Source organism: Psychrobacter sp. FDAARGOS_221, assembly GCF_002313155.2.
GTDB lineage: Bacteria > Pseudomonadota > Gammaproteobacteria > Pseudomonadales > Moraxellaceae > Psychrobacter.
In genome coordinates this window covers 1,984,562-1,999,243 of record NZ_NWFK02000001.1, presented here as the reverse complement: position 1 = coordinate 1,999,243, position 14,682 = coordinate 1,984,562, and the positions used below count along the sequence as shown (strand labels likewise).

Annotated in this window: 9 protein-coding genes, 2 tRNA genes and 3 rRNA genes; 2 read left to right on the top strand and 12 right to left on the bottom strand. The window is 44.3% G+C overall.

The window, feature by feature from the left end; all coding sequences use genetic code 11:
* Window positions 1-117 precede the first annotated feature (117 nt).
* Window positions 118-2,007 carry a DNA topoisomerase IV subunit B gene (gene parE, locus A6J60_RS08385; protein WP_096065586.1) on the bottom strand — a complete coding sequence of 630 codons (1,890 nt, stop codon included), beginning with the start codon at window positions 2,005-2,007 and terminating at the stop codon, window positions 118-120.
* A gap of 321 nt (window positions 2,008-2,328) precedes the next feature.
* Window positions 2,329-2,952 (bottom strand): YqiA/YcfP family alpha/beta fold hydrolase, encoded by a 624-nt coding sequence (locus tag A6J60_RS08380; protein ID WP_096065585.1) that lies wholly within the window; start codon window positions 2,950-2,952, stop codon window positions 2,329-2,331.
* A gap of 174 nt (window positions 2,953-3,126) precedes the next feature.
* On the opposite strand from A6J60_RS08380, the gene A6J60_RS08375 reads away from it, so the two are divergent.
* Window positions 3,127-3,390, top strand: a complete 264-nt coding sequence (locus tag A6J60_RS08375) for a DUF1289 domain-containing protein (protein WP_096065584.1) — start codon at window positions 3,127-3,129, stop codon at window positions 3,388-3,390.
* A gap of 131 nt (window positions 3,391-3,521) precedes the next feature.
* Here the strand turns inward: A6J60_RS08375 and A6J60_RS08370 are convergent, their stop codons facing one another.
* The 7 genes from A6J60_RS08370 to A6J60_RS08340 all read right to left on the bottom strand — a co-directional run bounded on the left by A6J60_RS08370 (window position 3,522) and on the right by A6J60_RS08340 (window position 11,078).
* Complete coding sequence (locus tag A6J60_RS08370) at window positions 3,522-4,301, bottom strand: hypothetical protein (RefSeq protein WP_096065583.1); 780 nt, start codon at window positions 4,299-4,301, stop codon at window positions 3,522-3,524.
* A 114-nt stretch (window positions 4,302-4,415) separates the two neighbouring features.
* A 5S ribosomal RNA gene (rrf, locus tag A6J60_RS08365) occupies window positions 4,416-4,529 on the bottom strand.
* A 136-nt stretch (window positions 4,530-4,665) separates the two neighbouring features.
* Window positions 4,666-7,515: ribosomal RNA gene (locus A6J60_RS08360) — 23S ribosomal RNA — on the bottom strand.
* Between the two features lie 327 nt (window positions 7,516-7,842).
* Window positions 7,843-7,918: transfer RNA gene (locus tag A6J60_RS08355), tRNA-Ala, on the bottom strand.
* Between the two features lie 11 nt (window positions 7,919-7,929).
* Window positions 7,930-8,006, bottom strand: a tRNA-Ile gene (locus tag A6J60_RS08350).
* Window positions 8,007-8,068: 62 nt separating this feature from the next.
* Window positions 8,069-9,603, bottom strand: a 16S ribosomal RNA gene (locus A6J60_RS08345).
* Together the 16S, 23S and 5S rRNA genes with 2 tRNA genes alongside form the textbook arrangement of a ribosomal RNA operon.
* 785 nt (window positions 9,604-10,388) lie before the next feature.
* Window positions 10,389-11,078, bottom strand: a complete 690-nt coding sequence (locus tag A6J60_RS08340; protein ID WP_227526100.1) for a DNA glycosylase — start codon at window positions 11,076-11,078, stop codon at window positions 10,389-10,391.
* Window positions 11,079-11,482: 404 nt separating this feature from the next.
* Here A6J60_RS08340 and upp point away from each other — a divergent pair, with 404 nt between their 5' ends.
* Window positions 11,483-12,118, top strand: coding sequence for a uracil phosphoribosyltransferase (gene upp / locus A6J60_RS08335; protein ID WP_096065582.1), 636 nt, complete (start codon window positions 11,483-11,485; stop codon window positions 12,116-12,118).
* A 139-nt stretch (window positions 12,119-12,257) separates the two neighbouring features.
* Here the strand turns inward: upp and A6J60_RS08330 are convergent, their stop codons facing one another.
* The 3 genes from A6J60_RS08330 to A6J60_RS08320 form a co-directional block, all read right to left on the bottom strand.
* Window positions 12,258-13,232 carry a hypothetical protein gene (locus A6J60_RS08330; protein WP_096065581.1) on the bottom strand — a complete coding sequence of 325 codons (975 nt, stop codon included), beginning with the start codon at window positions 13,230-13,232 and terminating at the stop codon, window positions 12,258-12,260.
* A gap of 2 nt (window positions 13,233-13,234) precedes the next feature.
* Window positions 13,235-13,717 carry an acyl-CoA thioesterase gene (locus tag A6J60_RS08325; RefSeq protein ID WP_096065580.1) on the bottom strand — a complete coding sequence of 161 codons (483 nt, stop codon included), beginning with the start codon at window positions 13,715-13,717 and terminating at the stop codon, window positions 13,235-13,237.
* A gap of 184 nt (window positions 13,718-13,901) precedes the next feature.
* Window positions 13,902-14,681 carry a uroporphyrinogen-III synthase gene (locus A6J60_RS08320; protein WP_096065579.1) on the bottom strand — a complete coding sequence of 260 codons (780 nt, stop codon included), beginning with the start codon at window positions 14,679-14,681 and terminating at the stop codon, window positions 13,902-13,904.
* Window position 14,682: the final 1 nt, after the last annotated feature.

Sequence of the window (14,682 nt, the reverse complement as noted above, 5' to 3'; positions counted from 1 at the left end):
AATCTTTAATTTTGTCTCGTGTTTAATACTTTTTAAACCAAACTTGGTTGCGCTCTATACCAATATTACCGGTTCAATGTAACGGGTATAATGCCACTGGGTTGATTGGTTTAAACCTTAAACCATAATCTCAGCCAAATCGCCTTTGCTCTCTAACCACGTCTTGCGGTCAGAGGCGCGTTTCTTAGCAAGCAACATATCCATGATGCGATTGGTTAACTGCATGTCATCCATATCCAGCTGTACCAATCTACGCGTATCAGGGTTCATCGTCGTTTCACGCAGCTGCTCGGCGCTCATTTCACCAAGACCTTTAAATCGAGTAATCTGTGGCTTCTTATTACCTGGTACATTACTTAAGATATGCTCAAGCTCACTCTCATCAAGCGCGTAATGAACCTCTTTACCAATATCAATACGATACAGAGGCGGCATCGCCACAAATAAGTGACCGGCATCAACCAGCGCTGGGAAATGCTTCACAAACAGCGCACAAATCAAGGTCGCAATGTGCAGTCCATCCGAATCAGCATCGGCCAAAATACAGATTTTATCGTAACGTAGCTCTGATAAATCATCAGAAGCCGGATCCACACCAATGGCAATCGCAATATCATGAATCTCACGGCTGGATAAAACCGTATCAGGAGAAACCTCCCAAGTATTCAAAATCTTACCACGCAGCGGCAAAATGGCTTGGAAATGACGGTCTCTGGCCTGCTTGGCACTACCACCTGCTGAGTCACCCTCTACCAAGAATAATTCAGCACCATCTCTGACACCACCACGACAGTCAGCCAGTTTACCCGGCAAGGCTGGACCTTGGGTAATCTTCTTACGCGCTACTTTCTTAGCAGATTTTAAGCGTTTACCTGCTTTTGAAATGGCCAACTCTGCAATCTGAGTACCCATTTCTGCATGTTGGTTTAACCACAGGCTAAACGCATCTTTCGCTTGTGCCTGCACTGCAGCAGCGGCTTCACGGCTAGACAGACGTTCTTTAGTCTGACCAGAAAACTGTGGCTCTGAGAACTTTAACGACAGAATATAGTTAATTCCATCCCACACATCTTCACCAGTCAGCTTCACATTACGCGGTAATAAACTGTGAATTTCACAAAACTCACGTAACGCCTCTAAAATACCTGTGCGCAACCCATTCACATGGGTGCCACCTTGCGCGGTTGGAATCAGGTTAACGTAGCTTTCCTGAATCGGATTACCGCCCTCAGGTAGCCAAGATAAGGCAAAAGTAACACCGGCGCGCTCACCTTCTTTAGCATCATAGGTAAAATAAAACGGCTCTGGTGGTAATGTCTCTAACCCATCAAGCTGTTCATTAAGATACTCAACCACACCATCCGCGAACTGCCATACCACTTTGTCATTGTGAATATCATCCACGAACTCAATGGTTAAACCCGCTGCCAATACTGCTTTGGCTTTTAGGTTGTGCTTTAACTGCTTAACGCTAAAGTTAGGACTGTCAAAAAATGACTCATCGACCCAAAAACGAACCTTCGTGCCTTTTTTGCGTTTATTAGAGCTTACTGATTCTGTCAGCTTGGTAACCGGTGCACCATTTTCAAAGGCGATATCATACTGCGTACCATCACGCCAAACCGTTACCTCTACACGCTTTGATAGCGCGTTAACCACTGAAATACCCACACCGTGCAAACCACCAGATACCTGATAGTTACTGGTATTAAACTTGCCGCCTGCGTGTAAGCGGGTCAAAATAATTTCAATTCCAGTCTGCTTAAACTCAGGATGGATATCGGTCGGCATCCCACGCCCATCATCTTCAACTGATAATGAGCCGTCATCATGCAGCTGTACTTTAATAACTTTTGCATGGCCGGCCAATGCCTCATCAACCGAGTTATCGATGACTTCTTGAGCAAGGTGATTTGGCCGAGTAGTATCCGTATACATACCTGGGCGGCGACGAACTGGCTCTAGCCCTTCTAGAACTTCGAGTGATTGGGCTGTATATTTACTCACAGTAACATCCTTTGCTTTATTTATAGTCAATCAAATATTCAACCGTGACAGCATTAGATTGGCTCAACGTACAAGTTAACCTATTTGCTTATCTGCTTGTTGCGCTTTGAATATTGATTGCAATAGCGTTTTATAATATTCATTAATAGTGATGACTATTATAACTAAAATTGGCCGAACAATTGTGGTCTGTCTACGCTTTCACGACACTATTTGGCGCATAGCATTCAAATAACGCTGTCACAGGCTAAATAAAGCGCACCTTATCGTTTACTTTCAGTAATATTGTGACCTTTAGTACCTAAAGAGCTCTAATCGCTGCTAATTAAATAATGTCTGTACCTGCTTCATAATTAATGGCAACTGCTGTTCAAAGTCGGTCATACGATGATCACCGCCAGGCTGTAGAGTCACCTCGAAACCTTGCTGGCGATAAAAGGCAGTGGCAATGCTCGGATCAAGCAGTTCATCACCCTCTTTAATCAGCGCCGCTACTTGATGAGGCTGATTAATTGAAGTTAATTGGTGTGAATCGAACCAATGTAAGTGTTGCAACTTTATCTCCCAGCCACCGGAAGTACGATAAATCACCTTATCTGCCAATTGTTCTGCATCAGTCTCTGGTAAGTCATCGATAAAGCGCTGTAAGCTAATATGTGGCTGAGTGCTTGGATTTAATAAGTACGCAGGACAGCCTGTCTGACTGCTAACAATACTAGAAAAATAGCCGCCCAACGAGCTTCCCATTAACATTACCTTATCATCTAAGGCTTTAGCTTGCTGCACTAAGTCACATAAATAAGAAAACACTTCATCAGGTGACTGATTCAAATCGGGACGTATCACTTCAATTTCAGGATGGTGCTGTTGGCAATAGCGCTCAAGCAGCACGCCCTTCACAGAATTAGCAGAACTGTCCAATCCATGTACATAGATAATTTTCATTGCATCCTCTATTCACTTTAGCTATTAATTAATTAATTTATTAAATAATCAACCAGACTATAATGCATCAAACAACCTGATAAGGTAATCATGCTAAAATTGATTAAATAATATAAGCTTATTCTGATATCTTTGTGCGTATCAAAGTAGCAAGTCAATACTGGTAAAGAAAATATGTTTGATCAAATAGAGCTATTTGAAATAGAAAGCCCTTGTGTCGGCGTCTGTCAAAGCAATAAAAAAGGATATTGCTTTGGCTGTTTGCGTAGCCGTCAAGAGCGCCAGTTATGGCTTAGGATGAGCAATGAAGAGAGGCGTGAAGTACTAAGACTGATTGCTGGACGTAAACAAAGAATTGAGCGAATGCGTAAGCGCCAAAAAGAGCAACTTACGCTTGAATTTGAAAATAACGAGGATATTATGGATCTATTTCAATAAGAGCTCTTCGCTCGGCTAAACCTTGAGTCCGTATTGTTCTTGGTTGTGTGAATCTCTTTCGTTTGTAAGTGATACATTTTTAGTCAGCATATACTGATGATTTTGCATAATCTTTCAATTTAGCTTTTAGCTTATAGCTTATAAAAATATTCTTTTATATCTTGATCATCACTATTATTTTTTAAATACTCTTCAAGAAACTTAATTTCAACTGATAATAAATCAATCTTAATTTTTTGCATTAGATTTGGAACAGATAAATTATGGGACTCCCAATTACGATTTATAAAAGGGTTCTCATAATAATCAACTTCATCAAATATACCAATATCAATATCTTGCTTTCTTAATAAATCCTTAAAATCTTGTTCTAATCTTACATCGCTTTCACCTAGACAACTTAAAATATTCTCAACTTTCCCAATCAACTCTCTTAAGTTAGCAGTTATATCAAGAAACTGGCGGTCTCCAGAAACTTCCATAGCTAAATCAGGGTAGATATGTTCAAACTTATTAATAAATTCAACTTCTTCCCAGTATTTACTTATTTCATTAGTAATAGAAGTCAATTGCTTTTCACTTAAATTGAAATGGTTATCTTTAAAAGCACGTGCATGATTTTGTTTTATTTGCTTTAATTTTTCAACTGTAAACTCTACTGTATCATTCGTCTCTATATGATGAGGGTAACAAAATAGGATCAAGTTATCATAACCTCTCCGTTCTTCATCATTACTTTCAGGATTATATCTTTCACCACCTGGACTTGCTGCTTCTATATGGCAGATTTGACCAATAAATTGATTTTTATGATTTATTAACTGTTGATTACACCCTTCAAATGCACATTGATTACCAGAGTGAGCAAATAATGCTTTTATCACACTAGGCTTAGGGCACTTCCGAGACATGTTAGTGTTTTCCTAATCAAAGATTTATGCTAATACCATATCACAAACTAAAGTCAAAATACGCACAAAGAAAAAGCCCCCGCTCGGATTGAGCGGGGGCTTTTAGGTATAGGGAGCTGACGATGACCTACTCTCACATGGGCGAACCACACTACCATTGGCGCTACGATGTTTCACTTCTGAGTTCGGGAAGGGATCAGGTGGTTCCATCGTGCTATTGTCGTCAGCAAAGGGGGTATAGATATGAGTTGGTTAAGTTATTTACTTAACTTTGTATTGACTAGTATATCAAGAACCTGAATCAAGTAATCATCAGGATGATATCGAAATAATTGGCGACATACTAAAACCACTTGGGTGTTGTATGGTCAAGCCAAACGAGCAATTAGTACAGGTTAGCTACACGCATCACTGCGCTTCCACACCCTGCCTATCAACGTCCTAGTCTTGAACGGCTCTTAAGGGAAATCTAATCTTGAGGTTGGCTTCCCGCTTAGATGCTTTCAGCGGTTATCCAATCCGAACGTAGCTACCGGGCAATGCCATTGGCATGACAACCCGAACACCAGCGGTTCGTCCACTCTGGTCCTCTCGTACTAGGAGCAGATCCTCTCAAATTTCCAACGCCCACGGTAGATAGGGACCGAACTGTCTCACGACGTTCTAAACCCAGCTCGCGTACCTCTTTAAATGGCGAACAGCCATACCCTTAGGACCTGCTTCAGCCCTAGGATGAGATGAGCCGACATCGAGGTGCCAAACACCGCCGTCGATATGAACTCTTGGGCGGTATCAGCCTGTTATCCCCAGAGTACCTTTTATCCGTTGAGCGATGGCCCTTCCATACAGAACCACCGGATCACTAAGACCTACTTTCGTACCTGCTCGACTTGTGGGTCTCGCAGTTAAGCGCGCTTTTGCCTTTATACTCTTTGAACGATTTCCGACCGTTCTGAGCGCACCTTCGTACTCCTCCGTTACTCTTTAGGAGGAGACCGCCCCAGTCAAACTACCCACCATACATTGTCCTCGGTATTGTTATACCTGAGTTAGAACCCCAACATGACCAGGGTGGTATTTCAAGGTTGGCTCCACAAATACTGGCGTATCTGCTTCAAAGCCTCCCACCTATCCTGCACAAGTCAGGTCAAAGTTCAATGTAAAGCTGTAGTAAAGGTTCACGGGGTCTTTCCGTCTAGCCGCGGGTACACAGCATCTTCACTGCGATTTCGATTTCACTGAGTCTCTGCTGGAGACAGCGCTGCCATCATTATGCCATTCGTGCAGGTCGGAACTTACCCGACAAGGAATTTCGCTACCTTAGGACCGTTATAGTTACGGCCGCCGTTTACTGGGGCTTCGATCAAGACCTTCGCATACGCTAAGCCCATCAATTAACCTTCCAGCACCGGGCAGGCATCACACCCTATACGTCCACTTTCGTGTTTGCAGAGTGCTGTGTTTTTAATAAACAGTTGCAGCAGCCTGGTATCTGCGACTGTCAATAGCTTACGGAGCAAGTCCTTCACCATCGACAGCGTACCTTCTCCCGAAGTTACGGTACCATTTTGCCTAGTTCCTTCAGCAGAGTTCTCTCAAGCGCCTTGGTATTCTCTACCTGATCACCTGTGTCGGTTTAGGGTACGATTCGTTTATGACTATAGTTTAGAAGCTTTTCCTGGAAGCATGGTATTTGCCACTTCGCTAGTAAACTAGCTTGCTATCAGATCTCAGTATTAACAGCCCGGATTTACCTAAGCCGTCTACCTACATCCTTCCACCTGGACAACCATCGCCAGGCTGGCATAACCTTCTCCGTCCCTCCATCACATCATAAACAAGTATCGGAATATTAACCGATTTCCCATCGACTACGCCTTTCGGCCTCGCCTTAGGGGTCGACTCACCCAGCCCCGATTAACGTTGGACTGGAACCCTTGATCTTCCGGCGTGCGAGCTTTTCACTCGCATTATCGTTACTCACGTCAGCATTCGCTCTTGTGATACCTCCAGCATACCTTACGATACACCTTCACAGGCTTACACAACGCTCCCCTACCACTTGAAACATGTTCAAATCCGCAGCTTCGGCTCCTAGTTTGAGCCCCGTTACATCTTCCGCGCGGGCCGACTCGACTAGTGAGCTATTACGCTTTCTTTAAAGGATGGCTGCTTCTAAGCCAACCTCCTAGCTGTCTATGCCTTCCCACTTCGTTTCCCACTTAACTAGGAATTTGGGGCCTTAGCTGGCGGTCTGGGTTGTTTCCCTCTCCACGACGGACGTTAGCACCCGCCGTGTGTCTCCCGGATATCACTCATCGGTATTCGGAGTTTGCATCGGTTTGGTAAGTCGGTATGACCCCCTAGCCGAAACAGTGCTCTACCCCCAATGGTGTTCGTCCGAGGCGCTACCTAAATAGCTTTCGGGGAGAACCAGCTATCACCGAGTTTGATTAGCCTTTCACCCCTATCCACAAGTCATCCCCTGGCTTTTCAACGACAGTGGGTTCGGTCCTCCGGTGCCTGTTACGGCACTTTCAACCTGCTCATGGATAGATCACTCGGTTTCGGGTCTATACCCTGCAACTAAACGCCCTATTAAGACTCGGTTTCCCTACGGCTCCCCTAATGGTTAACCTTGCTACAGAATATAAGTCGCTGACCCATTATACAAAAGGTACGCGGTCACACTGCAAGAGTGCTCCCACTGCTTGTACGCACACGGTTTCAGGTTCTATTTCACTCCCCTCACAGGGGTTCTTTTCGCCTTTCCCTCACGGTACTGGTTCACTATCGGTCAGTCAGGAGTATTTAGCCTTGGAGGATGGTCCCCCCATCTTCATACAGAATTTCTCGTGTTCCGCACTACTTAATATGCTTCATTATATGTTTCGAATACGGGGCTATCACCCACTATGGCCAGTTTTCCCACACTGTTCTTCTACATATAAATCCGTCGGCTCCTCCCCGTTCGCTCGCCGCTACTAGGGGAATCTCATTTGATGTCTTTTCCTAAGGGTACTGAGATGTTTCACTTCCCCTCGTTCGCTTCCTAATAAATTAGGATACCCAGCTTACACTGGGTGGGTTTCCCCATTCAGAAATCTCCGGATCACAGGATATTGCCGCCTCCCCGAAGCTTATCGCAGGCTGTCACGTCTTTCATCGCCTCTGACTGCCAAGGCATCCACCATGTGCGCTTAATTACTTGACCATACAACCCCAAAGGGTCTTATGTTCAGCAATTATAACGATATCACCTTGATAATTTACGCTTGATTCAGTTCTCTTTACTTTGTAACCAACCCCTTGGGATAACAACTGATGTCATTAAAAGGTTGGTTACTGGTTAAACAATGGCTCAGTGAATGATTCATCGTTTAACCGTATTACAACTCATATCTATGTTTTTAAATAGTAATAACGTCTTCATCAGATCGTCATATATTCTCTGTATAAAACAGAAGTAAGTAATTTATTATTTAACAACTAAATAATCACTTAATTCTACTTTATCCACTCTGATTATCTGCACCTATTATGGTGGAGCCAAGGAGAGTCGAACTCCTGACCTCCTGCGTGCAAGGCAGGCGCTCTACCAACTGAGCTATGGCCCCGTATAGGATAATGGTGGGTCTGATAAGACTTGAACTTATGACCCCCGCGTTATCAACACGGTGCTCTAACCAGCTGAGCTACAGACCCTTCAGAGCTTGCTAAATCAAAGAACAACTTGTTGTGAATTCTTGCTAACCGAATGCTTTTGTTAAGGAGGTGATCCAGCCGCAGGTTCCCCTACGGCTACCTTGTTACGACTTCACCCCAGTCATCGACCACACCGTGGTGAGCGCCCTCTAAAAGTTAGGCTACCCACTTCTGGTGCAATCAACTCCCATGGTGTGACGGGCGGTGTGTACAAGGCCCGGGAACGTATTCACCGCGGCATTCTGATCCGCGATTACTAGCGATTCCGACTTCATGGAGTCGAGTTGCAGACTCCAATCCGGACTACGATAGGCTTTTTGAGATTCGCATCACATCGCTGTGTAGCTGCCCTCTGTACCTACCATTGTAGCACGTGTGTAGCCCTGGTCGTAAGGGCCATGATGACTTGACGTCGTCCCCGCCTTCCTCCAGTTTGTCACTGGCAGTATCCTTAGAGTCCCCGGCCAAACCGCTGGTAACTAAGGAAAAGGGTTGCGCTCGTTGCGGGACTTAACCCAACATCTCACGACACGAGCTGACGACAGCCATGCAGCACCTGTATTCTAATTCCCGAAGGCACTCCCGCATCTCTGCAGGATTCTAGATATGTCAAGACCAGGTAAGGTTCTTCGCGTTGCATCGAATTAAACCACATGCTCCACCGCTTGTGCGGGCCCCCGTCAATTCATTTGAGTTTTAACCTTGCGGCCGTACTCCCCAGGCGGTCTACTTATTGCGTTAGCTGCGTCACTAAGGGATCAAGTCCCCCAACGACTAGTAGACATCGTTTACGGCGTGGACTACCAGGGTATCTAATCCTGTTTGCTACCCACGCTTTCGAACCTCAGTGTCAGTATGATGCCAGGAGGCTGCCTTCGCCATCGGTATTCCTTCAGATCTCTACGCATTTCACCGCTACACCTGAAATTCTACCTCCCTCTCACCTACTCTAGCCTGACAGTATCAGATGCAGTTCCCAGGTTAAGCCCGGGGATTTCACATCTGACTTATCAAACCACCTACGCTCGCTTTACGCCCAGTAATTCCGATTAACGCTTGCACCCTCTGTATTACCGCGGCTGCTGGCACAGAGTTAGCCGGTGCTTATTCTGCAGCTAATGTCATCGCTAACGGGTATTAACCGTTAGGTCTTCTTCACTGCTTAAAGTGCTTTACAACCAAAAGGCCTTCTTCACACACGCGGCATGGCTGGATCAGGGTTTCCCCCATTGTCCAATATTCCCCACTGCTGCCTCCCGTAGGAGTCCGGGCCGTGTCTCAGTCCCGGTGTGGCTGATCATCCTCTCAGACCAGCTACAGATCGTCGCCTTGGTAGGCCTTTACCCCACCAACTAGCTAATCCGACTTAGGCTCATCCAATAGCGAGAGCGCAAGCGCCCCCTTTTCCCCGTAGGGTGTATGCGGTATTAATTCGAGTTTCCCCGAGCTATCCCCCACTACTGGGCAGATTCCTAAGTATTACTCACCCGTCCGCCGCTCGACGCCTGGGAGCAAGCTCCCATCGTTTCCGCTCGACTTGCATGTGTTAAGCCTGCCGCCAGCGTTCAATCTGAGCCATGATCAAACTCTTCAGTTTAATCTTGCTATGAAGCTCTTTAAAGAAGCTTCTAAACTTGGCTCATTCGTTACTAGCAAATTTGCTTTCCGTATGTTTCATATAATGAATTAACTTCGAGTTTTTCTACTAATAATGAATGATAATTTCTTATCGCATTCTGTATTAGCAAAAATCCACACAAGTTGTTCTTTGATTTTAGCTTTTAAATAGTTGACTTATCTTGTCGTCCAAGGTAAGTTGTGCATGTAATCAAAAACTCATTCTTAATTTAAGATGGTTAGTGTTACTTGCGAGCCATCCAGTATATCATCATTTTAATATCTGTCAAGCTTTTTTATTCGGTAAGATTTAAATATTTTAAAATCTAAATCTTTATCATTTCACCAAAACACCAGACCAACCCAAAGGTCGCTTCCGTTGTCCCGATAAGGTGCGTATTATAGACGCTTTATTTTTCTTGTCAAGACTTTGTTTCGTTTTATTTGATATTTGTTGCTTTTAATACGCTTGCAACATATCCGAAACCAGCTCTAACTCAACTTTATCTAAATAACTGTTTTTACTCAGTTTTTAGCGCTAAGCTTTCGCCCTTTTGTCTGAACAGGGGCGTATTATATACTGTTTTAAATTGCCGTCAACCCCCTTTTTTATATTTATCTCTTTTTAGATAGATTTAGTCGGTTTGGTGGGGTTTATTGGGTTAATTCGGGGATTCATTGGGATTAGCTTAACTAGTTAGCTGCTAATTAATGACATAGTCATTGTTCAAATAGATAGTTATGTATCATATTAACTGCAATACTCTATAGCTTACCGACTGATTGGAAGAACTCACGATAGGCCGCTGCCTTTTTAGTAAACGATAAAGGATATGCTCTAGAGGTTGACGGCAGTCTATATAAGCTAAGTTGCCTATCATTATATAGATAGTCAATACGCTGGTTGGTTTTGGGCCATTTAGACTTCGCAATAGCCTTGCCCTGGTTCTCTGCAAGTAAGGTCATCAGAATTTCGGTCGCCTTACCGCCGGTAGTGAAGATGGTGTGCACCTTCGGTAGCTGCGCTAATACGTCATTCAAGGCGACAGGTTCGACAATGGTTAAGTGCTTATCTGAAGCATTACCTTGTTCGCGGATTGCCTTTCTGACTGTAGGGCATGATGCAATGCGACGCTCTTTTAAAAAGGCTTTGATACGCTCAGGGTCGAAGCCTTTTTCATCGCCATCTCGAAAATGGTCAGGATCATCAAAAAAGACAGCGCCATAAATCCTCCACATGTCATTGTAGAAGTTAGGGTAGTGAAATGGCATGCCCCACTTATCTTCAGTGGGCGGAAAAGTACCCATCATCATAATGTCAGCATCAGTAGGCAATACAGGCGGGAAAGGGTGATCCTCGACATGGCGCTCACTATCGCCCTGCCCTGCTTGGCTGTCTTCTTCTATACTGTCGGGTCTAACCCCTTCTAGAAATACCTGATCTGCTGTATTCATGTGAGTGATTACTGTCCTTCTATTTATATATAGCTAACGCGATATAGTTAATACGTAATATAGCCAATGTGTGTCGTTAATCATGAAAGCTAACGTAAGTCATGAAAGTTAATAGGCAACATTATCTAGCATAGCTAAACTAGGAAGTTTATTTGTTGCATTTGTTTTATTGGTATAATTGTTTGGTAACAATCCTAAGTGTTAAATAGGACAGCCGTGCGCTTATATGGCAGCTGTTTTCATAACTGGGATTAGGTTAATTATCATTCTCAAATGACTGTTCTGAAATGAATGTTCAAAAGTCTGTTGATTAATACATTTCAAAAGACGTGAATTTATACAGGTTCATATTAATAAACTAGGGCTATCAAATCACCACCTACTAAAGGCGGCAACGAGGTTTTATGACTAATTTAAATATAGAAATCATCACTCACCCATTGGTGCGTCACAAATTAAGCTTAATGCGCGAAAAGTGCAGCACCTATAAATTTCGCACCTTAACCAGTGAGCTTGCACGATTAATGGCGTATGAAGCGTGTCGTGACTTTGAAATTGAAGAGTTTGCGATGGAAGGTTGGGATGGCAGTGAGATTAAAGGGGAACAAATCGTGGGTAAAACCATCACTGTCGTGCCTATCTTACGTGCCGGTCTGGGTATGCTAGATGGCGTACTTGATCTGATTCCAACCGCAAAAATCTCAATGGTTGGCTTACAGCGTGATGAAGAAACGCTACAACCAGTGCCGTTTTTTGAGAAATTAGTGGCCGACGTAGATAGACGCCCAGCACTGATTATTGACCCGATGCTAGCAACTGGCGGCTCGATGGTCGCAACCATTGATATGCTGAAGCAAAAAGGCTGCTGTAGCATTAAAGCCTTGGTATTAGTCGCTGCACCAGAAGGCGTACGTGCGGTTAACGAAGCCCACCCTGACGTTAAGATTTATACCGCAGCGCTAGACAGCCACTTAAATAAAGACGGCTATATCATCCCTGGTCTTGGTGATGCTGGCGATAAAATCTTCGGTACTAAATAGCTGATTTAATCTCTGACATTAGCTTATAATCAGTTCAGTTTAATTAAATACTAGCGACTAAACATCGCTACAAAAGCCGTTAACTAAAACAAACCCCAGCTAAATCAATCATTAGCTGGGGCGACTCCCTCTCGAGTGACTATCCAATCTTATAATGTCTAATCAGAACACCTTTTTCTGACTGGGTATCTGCTTGGGCTTTATCTGCTAATCGACTATCAACACTTTGGTTATCGACTTCAGTGCCAGCCTGCTCTTGTTTGGGCGCTACCCGCTCTTCCTTCACCAGTATCAGATAAGCAAAATCTAAAATCATCACCTCATGACGTAATCGCTCTCGTGTGCGCTTATTATGCTTAATGGCAAAGGCTTTGACCTTATCTGAAGTAGTGGCAATCACATTTAATATGATGTCAGAAGTGGCTGTCGATTTGTTTAATGACCCACTCTGCTTCAATGAGTGTGACGCAAATGTTTGTGACTTTTTTGATACATCAAAACCAGCCGATGCCGGATAAAAGTCTGCCAAATCACAGGCACTAGCCATTGCGTGCAAAGGGTTTAGAGTGGTTAGCAACAGCTGTTCTTGGCGAACACTGCTTGGAATCTGACCTGCACACAACAATACTTGCTCAGCCGGAAGTCGCTGAGTATGGCGCATTAACTCATGGCGTAATATGTCAGGCATGTCAGCGTTGAATACGTCTTCACTTTGACGGTAAAAAGCACTGAAGCTGCGCTGCACGTAACTGCCAAACACCGTGAAGTTAATCCAGTCTTGATACACACTGTTGTGCTGTAGCTGCTGACTAAAGTCTTGCGTCATGCTGAGCATGAGCTCATTGTCTAGTTGATTGTCGAACTCACTGTGTGATGATGACTGTAATAATGGACATAGCGTCAACAGCAGCTGATAGGCAGAATCAAAGCTGTGATGATTAACTTCATTTTGAGCGTTGCTTTGAGTGCTGGGTTGCGATGGTTTTAGATTTGCCAGAGACGTCAGCGTCAACGGATATAGGCTACTGTCCAGATGTGGCAGCTCAGGTGTCTGCGGTTTAGAAGCACCCGAGGCACGGTTACGACTGCCAAATAATAGATTAAATAATGACAATATTAAGACTCTGGCGTATGCCCAACGCTTTGTTCAAACGCTAGGATATCGTTACGTTCAGTCTCACTCCAAGTCACTTTGGCAGTGGCATCTTGGTTCAAGCGAACCAAGGCTGAGTCACCGGTCGCCACCACCGCCTGTTGAGCAGTACTATAGTAGCAATATTCCATCACAATACTGCTATTGCCTAGCTTTTTGGTACGCACGCCGATTAATAATGTATCTGGGAAGGTAACCGGTCTTAAATAGGTACAGCTAGATTGGGCCAGCACTGTAGTCACCTCATCAGAAAAGGCATTGATATTAAACAAATAGTTGATACGAGCAGACTCAGCGTAACGATAATACACCACGTTATTAACGTGATTAAACGCATCCATATCATTCCAAATGACGGGCTGCACGTAGATACTGGGAAAGTGCTGTAGTGCTTCTGGGGTATCAAAGTCGTTAGCGGTATTCATGGTGTTCTGGCTGCTGCTCATTATTACTGATCCTGATGGTTTATTGTCATTACATTAATGCGTATTAATAGGTATTGATGCATTACGTGTTAATCGTGTTGATTTTATAAGTCACTGTTTTATTAATGGCTATTTTATTGATGCCTATTTTATTAATAACTACTTTATTGCCGGTTAGCATGTTGTTGGCTTAGTATGTTATTGGCTAGTCGGACTTATTATTAACCGCTTGCACCCCTCGCCACACCTCATCATTGTCTAAATGCTCAAGGCGCACACAAGGTAGCTGCAAATCAGTGATTATCTGAGTCAAACGCTTACCAAATGCCAAATAATCAAAATCTTCTAACTCATACTGAGTGCTATCAGCCATCAACTGTCGCCAATTGCTAAAGGCCTCACCACTACTTATCAACACGACCGGTTTAGCGCTTGATGCCAGCTGCTTAAGCTGTTGCTGCATCTGTGAAAACAGCTCCGCTGCTTGTGCAGGACACTGACGCTGATACCAAGCAATGGCATCGACATTCACCCCATTGTCTTGCAAGAAGTTAACCAGCACACGTCGCCCACCACGCCCGCGCCATACCAGAAGATGATTGCCTTGCTGCAAGCGTGAGATTTCGGGCATACGCATCATACCCTCATTGCTATATTCATCGGGGCATTGAACCTGCCAGCCTGCTTGTCGCAAGACCTCTGCGGTGGCATGACCCACCGCAATCACCGCACAATTAGGACTGGGAATAAAGCCTTTCGGACAGGCAGCCAACCCCTGACGTGCTGCGGTAGGACTGACCACCACCAATGCTTGATATTTATCGGGCTGCTGACAAAAAGCCTGCTGATACTGCTGCTCACGCTCACTAATATCTATCGTTACCAGCTCAAGCAGTGGCATGGATAACACCGTCAGCCCTTTAGCTTGCATGGCTTGCGTTAACGGTGTGGCACGACTGGTAGGACGGGTATTCACAAAAATCATA